6 protein-coding genes are annotated in these 6,741 nt (G+C 71.1%); all 6 read left to right on the top strand.

All coding sequences use genetic code 11. From position 1 onward, the window contains the following. Positions 1–371: 371 nt before the first annotated feature. The 6 genes from ABZ857_RS41610 (at position 372) to ABZ857_RS41585 (ending at position 6,741) form a co-directional block, all read left to right on the top strand. On the top strand, positions 372–1,709 hold the full coding sequence (locus tag ABZ857_RS41610) for a folylpolyglutamate synthase/dihydrofolate synthase family protein (protein ID WP_357055615.1): 1,338 nt from the start codon (positions 372–374) through the stop codon (positions 1,707–1,709). Further along, positions 1,706–2,056 (top strand): DUF4233 domain-containing protein, encoded by a 351-nt coding sequence (locus ABZ857_RS41605; RefSeq protein WP_357055612.1) that lies wholly within the window; start codon positions 1,706–1,708, stop codon positions 2,054–2,056. Before ABZ857_RS41610 ends, ABZ857_RS41605 begins: the two co-directional genes overlap by 4 nt. A gap of 11 nt (positions 2,057–2,067) precedes the next feature. Continuing rightward, entirely contained in the window at positions 2,068–3,591 is a 1,524-nt protein-coding gene (locus tag ABZ857_RS41600) for a hypothetical protein (RefSeq protein ID WP_357055609.1), read from the top strand. A gap of 222 nt (positions 3,592–3,813) precedes the next feature. After that, positions 3,814–4,224 (top strand): nucleoside-diphosphate kinase, encoded by a 411-nt coding sequence (ndk, locus tag ABZ857_RS41595; RefSeq protein ID WP_030505860.1) that lies wholly within the window; start codon positions 3,814–3,816, stop codon positions 4,222–4,224. 219 nt (positions 4,225–4,443) lie between these two features. After that, positions 4,444–5,475 carry a rod shape-determining protein gene (locus tag ABZ857_RS41590; protein ID WP_169984810.1) on the top strand — a complete coding sequence of 344 codons (1,032 nt, stop codon included), beginning with the start codon at positions 4,444–4,446 and terminating at the stop codon, positions 5,473–5,475. Positions 5,476–5,490: 15 nt separating this feature from the next. Next, the gene (locus ABZ857_RS41585) at positions 5,491–6,741 is read left to right on the top strand and encodes a rod shape-determining protein MreC (RefSeq protein WP_357055605.1); all 1,251 of its coding nucleotides are present in this window, start codon (positions 5,491–5,493) and stop codon (positions 6,739–6,741) included.

The following is a 6,741-nucleotide window of genomic DNA, read 5'->3' as shown; positions in this document are numbered from 1 at the left end:
AGCGGGCGGGAGGGAGGACCGCAGCGAAGGCCCAGCGGAGCGGGCTTCGCGAGGACCGGACCTTCCGACCGGCGCAGTGACGTCCCATCGCACCCAACCAACACGCGCCGCACAAGGCTCTCCGCCAGCCGACCAACACGGCCGCACCACAGGTCTCCCCGCAGCCGACCAACACCCTTCACCGCGAGACTCCCCGCCACAGACGCAGTGACGTCCCACCCCAGCCGGCCAACACACCCACCACAAAAACGCCCCGCCCCCCGGCGCGTGACGTCCCGCCCCACACGCCCCACTGTGAGACCTTCCGCCCGCGTGTGGATCACCCGGGCTCATATCACCCGCACCGCGCACCACCTCGTGAAGGGGTGGCCATGGGTTCCCGTACGCTGAGGGTCGTGGAATATCGAGCCGTCGAGCAAGCGATCATGGCACGGGGCGTGGAGTGGGATTTCAGCCCCACTCTTGACCGGATCACCGCGCTGATGGAGATCCTCGGCGACCCCCAGCATTCGTACAAGGTCGTTCACATCGCGGGCACCAACGGAAAGACGAGCACCGCGCGGATGGTCGAGGCTCTCCTGCGCGAGCGTAACCTGCGGGTGGGCCGCTACACGAGCCCTCATCTGCAGTCGATGCGTGAGCGCATCTCGATCGACGGCGAGCCCCTGTCGGAGGAGCGGTTCGCCGAGGTGTACCAGGACATCGCCCCCTACCTTGAGATGATCGACGCCAAGGTGGGCAAGCTGAGCTTCTTCGAGGTCCTGACGGCGATGGCGTTCGCGGCGTTCGCGGACGCTCCCGTGGACGTCGCGGTGGTGGAAACCGGAATGGGCGGCACCTGGGACGCGACGAACGTCGCCGACGGGACGGTCGCCGTCATCACACCGATCTCGCTCGATCACACGGACTACCTCGGTCCTGACATCGCGACGATCGCCGGTGAGAAGGCCGGAATCATCAAGCCGAAGGCGACGGCCGTGCTGGCGCAGCAGGCGCTGCCCGCCGCCGAGGTGCTGATGCGGCGAGCGGCCGAGGTCGGCGCGGTGGTCGCCCGCGAGGGGCTGGAGTTCGGCGTGCTGCATCGCGAGCTCGCCATGGGCGGCCAGATGCTCCAGCTCAGGGGCTTGAAAGGCGTGTACGAGGACGTGTTCATGCCGTTGTACGGCGCGTACCAGGCGGGCAACGCCGCGGGCGCCCTGGCCGCCGTGGAGGCGCTGACGGCCGGTGACGACCCGCTGGGCGAGGAGGTCGTACGGCAGGCCTTCGCCCAGGTGAGCAGCCCCGGGCGGCTGGAGATCGTGCGACGTGGCCCGACCGTCCTGATCGACGCGGCGCACAATCCCGGGGGCATGGAGGCGACGGTGGAGGCGCTGACCGAGGCGTTCGGGTTCACCCGGCTCGTCGCCGTGGTGGCCGTGATGGCGGACAAGGACGTGGACACGATTTTGGACCTGCTGGAACCGGTGGCCGAGGAGATCGTGGTCACGCGCAACTCCTCTCCTCGCTCGCTGAGCCCGGACGACCTGGCGGCCCGGGCGGAGGCCGTCTTCGGCCAGGACCGCGTCCACGTCGAGGACCGGCTGGACGACGCCATCGACACGGCCGTCGCGCTGGCCGACCAGGGCGACGAGTTCGGCTCCGGCGTTCTCATCACCGGTTCGGTCGTGACCGCGGGCGACGCGCGCGTCCTCCTCAAGGGCGCCAAATGAGCAGCGGCGTGTTCGAGGTGACCCCCGGCATGCGCCGGTTGTGCGCGACCGTCCTCGGGATGCAGGCGATCGTCGTCGCGCTCATCAGCCCGGTTGCGATCACGATCAACCATGTGTCCGCACCGCTCGCGCTGACCGTCGGGCTCGGGCTGGCCGTCCTGTGCGTCCTGGTCGCCGGCATGCTGAAACGCCCGTACGCGTACATTGCGGGCACTGTGCTTGAAATCCTGACAATCGCCACAGGGTTCCTGGTCCCGGTCATGTTCTTCCTCGGGGTGATCTTCGCCGCCCTGTGGATAACGGCTATCTTCGTCGCTCGCCGTGTCGAAGGGACGACGAAGCGCTAAAGTCGGCAACCATGGCCGTCCCTCCCGTACCGCAGGCTCGGACCGCCGTGCCGGTCCGTGCCGTGCGCGTCCCTCTGCTGGTCGACGTCGTCATCGGGCTGCTCACCCTGGTGGCCCTTCCTCTCGCGCTCGTCGCCATCCCGAACACGATCTCCGTGGTGGCGGCGCTGCTGCCGCCGGGCGTGTCGCAGGTCGACATGATCCGCGCGCACGGCCTGGCGTTGCCCGCCATGCTGGTGACCGTGCCGCTCGCCGCGGTCGCGGTGCGCAGGTTCCGCGCCGCGCCGATCCTCGTGGCGGGGCTCACGCTTCTCGCGCTCGCCGACGTCGCCGGGGGGTACACCGACACCGTCGCGCTCGTCGGCGTGCTGCGCGTGCTCCACGGGATCGGCGCGGGCATGCTCGTGCCGGCCACGCTGGTCGCGGTCGCCGAGCGTCCCCGGCGCCGGGTGCTGCTGCCGATCTGGGCGGGCACGCTCGCCGCCTCGCTGCTGTCGGCCCAGGCCCTCGCCCTGTGGGCGATCCGTGACGTGTCCTCCTGGCAGGTCACCCTCCAGCCGTACCCGCTGCTCACCGGGGTGGCGCTGGCGCTCGCCGCGGCGTACCTGGTGCTCTGGATGATCTCCGGCGACGGCGGGACGCGGGCCGAGGGGGAGATCATGCCCGCGGGCCGGCCGACGTCGGCCGAGCGCGGGCGGCTCGCGCTGGCCGTCGTGCCCGCCGCGGCCATCGCGGTGCTGGGCGTCGGGATCACCTTCGACTGGCCGCCGCGCCTGGTCGTCGCCGCCGCGGCGGTCGTGGTGGTGGCGATGCTGGCCCTCGCGGCGCTCGGCACGTTCGAGGGGCCAGGCGGCCGTACGCTCGCCTTCGTCAACGTCGCGGTGGGGCTGGTGGTGCTGCCGACCGCCGCGCAGATGACCTACATCGAGCTCGGCGGCCCGCTGGGCGGTCCCGGTCTCAAGGGCCTGTGGGTGCCGTTCCTGGTGGCCGCGATGGCCGCGCTCGTGGGCGCCGTCCTCGCGGGGCGAGCGTCCGAGGCGTTCGCGGCCCGGATGACGGTCCTCGGTCTCGCGGCCGTCGTCGCGGGGCTGGCCGCGATCAGGCTGCTGGTCCCGGCGCCGTCGGGTACGCCGCTCGTGGTGCCGTTCGTCCTGCTGGCCGCGGGGTCGGCGGTGGCGTTGGTCGGCGCGTTCCGCACGGCGGGCCTCGGATCGGCGATGCTGGGGCTGTCGCTGTGCTTCCCGGCTGTGCTCGCGGGCTTCCTGCTCGGCACCGGTATCCAGGTGAACCGGCTGCGCGACGCCGCCGTGACCGCGCGAGGCGACGGGAACGCCCTGGTCGACGGGTTCATCGACGCGCTGCACATGTGGGCGCTCGTCGGCGGTTTCGTCGTGGTCGGAGTGATCGTGCTCGCCTCCGTCCTGACCCGGCGGGCCGCCGCCGCGTCGGCGGACGGCGCGGTGGTGATCCCCGCGCCGACCCCGTCGCCGGAGGAGGACGACGGCATTCCCGGGGACACCGGCCCCGCACGCTGACACCGCCGCGCACGCTGACACCGCCCCGGACGCTCCGCCGGAGACCCGCCGGCGGAGACCGGCCGGCTCCCGACTCGTCCGATCGGAGTGGCGTTCCCGGACCGGTAAGCTGCCGTTGCGTCGGAGCTTTCCAGCCGGAGCTCCCCAGATGCTTCACGGATGCGCCCGCGATCCGCCGGGTCACCGTGTACGGCGAGTCAAACGACCTTAGGAGAAGAGACCGTGTCCGAGCGTACGCTTGTCCTGATCAAGCCCGACGGGGTCCGTCGCGGCCTCATCGGGGACGTCATCGGCCGCATCGAGCGCAAGGGCCTCAAGATCGTGGCGATGGACCTGCGCACGCTCGACGCCGAGACGGCCAAGGCCCACTACGCCGAGCACTCCGAGCGTCCGTTCTTCGGTGAGCTGGTCGAGTTCATCACCGGCGGCCCGCTGGTGGCGATGGTGCTCGAGGGCCCGCGGGCCGTCGAGGCGTTCCGCGCCCTGGCCGGCCTGACCGACCCGGTGAAGTCCGCGCCCGGCACCATCCGCGGCGACCACGCCCTGGAGATCGGCGAGAACGTCGTCCACGGCTCCGATTCGCCGGAGTCCGCCGCCCGGGAAATCAAGATTTTCTTTCCCGACCGTTTCTAGCTCTTGCCACACGAGAGGCCCCGGTTTAAACCGGGGCCTCTCGTGTTTTTCCAGGTGGTGACCGAGCTTAGGCCGGGGGACGCCGGTTTTTCCGGGGGCTTGAGAGCTCGATGTGCCCAGTGATGAGCACATGCCGTTACGATTCGAATGCGATGCGTCATCCCGCACTCCCGCTGAACCCGGTAACCGCTAACCACCTGAAGGAAGGCTTCCTTCCGCATGGGCAGCAAGCTGACATTCCTGGGCCGTGACATGGCTGTCGACCTTGGCACGGCGAACACTCTCGTCTACGTCCGAGGGCGCGGCATCGTCCTGAACGAGCCGTCCGTCGTCGCCATCAACGTCACGACAGGAAAGATCGTGGCAGTTGGGATAGAAGCGAAGCGGATGATCGGGCGGACGCCCGGAAACATCGTCGCGATCCGTCCCCTGAGAGACGGTGTCATCGCGGATTTCGATGTGACCGAGCGGATGCTGCGGTACTTCATCCAGAAGATCCACAAACGGCGGCACTTCGTACGCCCGCGCATCATCGTGGCCGTGCCGAGTGGCATCACCGCCGTGGAGCAACGCGCGGTGAAGGAAGCGGGCTACCAGGCCGGAGCCCGCCGTGTGTACATCATCGAGGAACCCATGGCGGCCGCGATCGGAGCCGGCCTGCCGGTCCACGAGCCGACCGGGAACATGGTCGTCGACATCGGCGGCGGCACCACCGAGGTGGCGATCATCTCGATGGGCGGCATCGTGACCAGCCAGTCGATCCGCGTCGGCGGCGACGAACTCGACCAGGCGGTCATCGCCTTCGCCAAGAAGGAGTACTCCCTGATGCTGGGCGAGCGCACGGCGGAGGAGGTCAAGATCGCCGTCGGGTCCGCCTGCGTCACGGGTGAGGACTTCCATGCCGAGGTGCGCGGCCGTGACCTGGTCAGCGGCCTGCCGAAGACGGTCGTCATCAGCGCCGAGGAGATCCGCCGGTCGATCGCCGAGCCGGTCAACGCGGTCGTGGACGCGGTGAAGTCGACGCTGGACAAGTGCCCGCCGGAGCTCTCCGGTGACCTCATGGACCGGGGGATCGCCGTGACCGGTGGCGGCGCCCTGCTGCGCGGCATGGTCGACCGGTTGCGCGAGGAGACCGGCATGCCGGTCCACCTGGCCGAGAACGCGCTCGACTCGGTCGCGCTCGGCTCCGGGCGGTGCGTGGAGGACTTTGAAGCCCTCCAGCAGGTGCTCGTGCCGGAGCCCCGCAACTAAGGAGCGTCAAGCGTCATGAGAGACACCCGCCGTGCCCGTCTCACGCTCGGACTTCTCCTCGCCGTGGCGCTGATCCTCATCACGGTGGATCACCGGGCCGGGAACGACCACGTCCTCGGCCCGGTGCGCGACTTCGCGGGCGCCGTGTTCGGAAAGGTCGAGCGCGTCGGCGCCGCCGTCACCCGGCCGATCACCGGATTCGTCGGCATGCTGCGCGACGCGCCCTCCGCCCAGCGCGCCATCGCCGACCTGCGCAAGGAGAACGCGCGGCTGCGGGACGAGGTGTCGGCGCAGCGGCTCGACAAGGCCCGGGCCGAGAAGCTGGACCGCATGCTCGGGCTGGCGGGCCTCGGCCGCTACCGCATCGTGCCGGCCCAGGTCGTCGCGCGGCGTACGGTGGCCGGTTTCGAGGACACGGTCGAGATCGACGCCGGCACCGGCGACGGGATCCGGACCGACATGACGGTGCTCAGCGATGTCGGGCTGGTCGGCCGCGTCGTCCAGACGGGCCCGGCCGGCTCGACGGTGGCCCTGTTGACCGACCCGGCCCTGTCGGCAGGGGCCAGGCTGGAGGGCGGCAGCGAGCTCGGCGTCGTGAGCGGCCTCGGCGAGGCGGGCGGTGGCGGCAACCTCGTCAAATTCCGCCTGCTCGACTCCACCGTGCCGATCGGCGTGGGCCGCCGGATCGTCTCGTTCGGATCTCAGCAGAGCAAGCCGTACGTGCCGGGCGTGCCGATCGGCGTGGTCGAGCGGGTGGACAACACCCCGGGTGAGGTGACGAGGACGGCCTACGCGAGGCCCTTCACCGACTTCTCCTCGCTGGACGTCGTCGGCGTGGTGGTCGCGGCGCCGAAGCGTGATCCGCGCGACGCGGTGCTCCCGCCGAAGCCGCCGCCGCCGAAGCCGCCGCGTGAGGACCAGCGGCGCGGCGACGACAGCCGCGGGCAGGGACGCGCCTCGCTGGAGGCCGAGTGGGGGCTCGGCGACCGGGGCCGCGGCGCGGGCGACGAGTCGGGTGCCGCGACCGAGCGGCAGGCGCGCGAGGGCCGGCCAGAGGCCGCGCGGGAGCGGCGCGGCCGGCACGGCACACAGGCCGTGGACGGAGAGCAGTACGCCGACGACCAGTACGCGCAGGACCCGTACGCGCAGGACCCGTACGCCCGAGAGCGGCACGCCGTCCGGGAGCCGCGCGACGCGCCCGCGCGAAACGCCCCTCGGCAGCACGACGGCGCCGCGGCGGACGACGGCCGCGGTGGGAGGAACTGA

Source organism: Microbispora sp. NPDC046933 (genome assembly GCF_040644635.1).
Classification (GTDB): Bacteria; Actinomycetota; Actinomycetes; order Streptosporangiales; family Streptosporangiaceae; genus Microbispora.
This window is presented reverse-complemented; position numbering and strand designations above follow the sequence as displayed.

Excerpts from the sequence above, each read along its gene's own strand:
- ABZ857_RS41610 (WP_357055615.1), top strand. The coding sequence starts at position 372 with ATGGGTTCCCGTACGCTGAGGGTCGTGGAATATCGAGCCGTCGAGCAA.
- ABZ857_RS41605 (WP_357055612.1), top strand. The coding sequence starts at position 1,706 with ATGAGCAGCGGCGTGTTCGAGGTGACCCCCGGCATGCGCCGGTTGTGC.
- ABZ857_RS41600 (WP_357055609.1), top strand. The coding sequence starts at position 2,068 with ATGGCCGTCCCTCCCGTACCGCAGGCTCGGACCGCCGTGCCGGTCCGT.
- ABZ857_RS41585 (WP_357055605.1), top strand. The coding sequence starts at position 5,491 with ATGAGAGACACCCGCCGTGCCCGTCTCACGCTCGGACTTCTCCTCGCC.
- ABZ857_RS41590 (WP_169984810.1), top strand. The coding sequence starts at position 4,444 with ATGGGCAGCAAGCTGACATTCCTGGGCCGTGACATGGCTGTCGACCTT.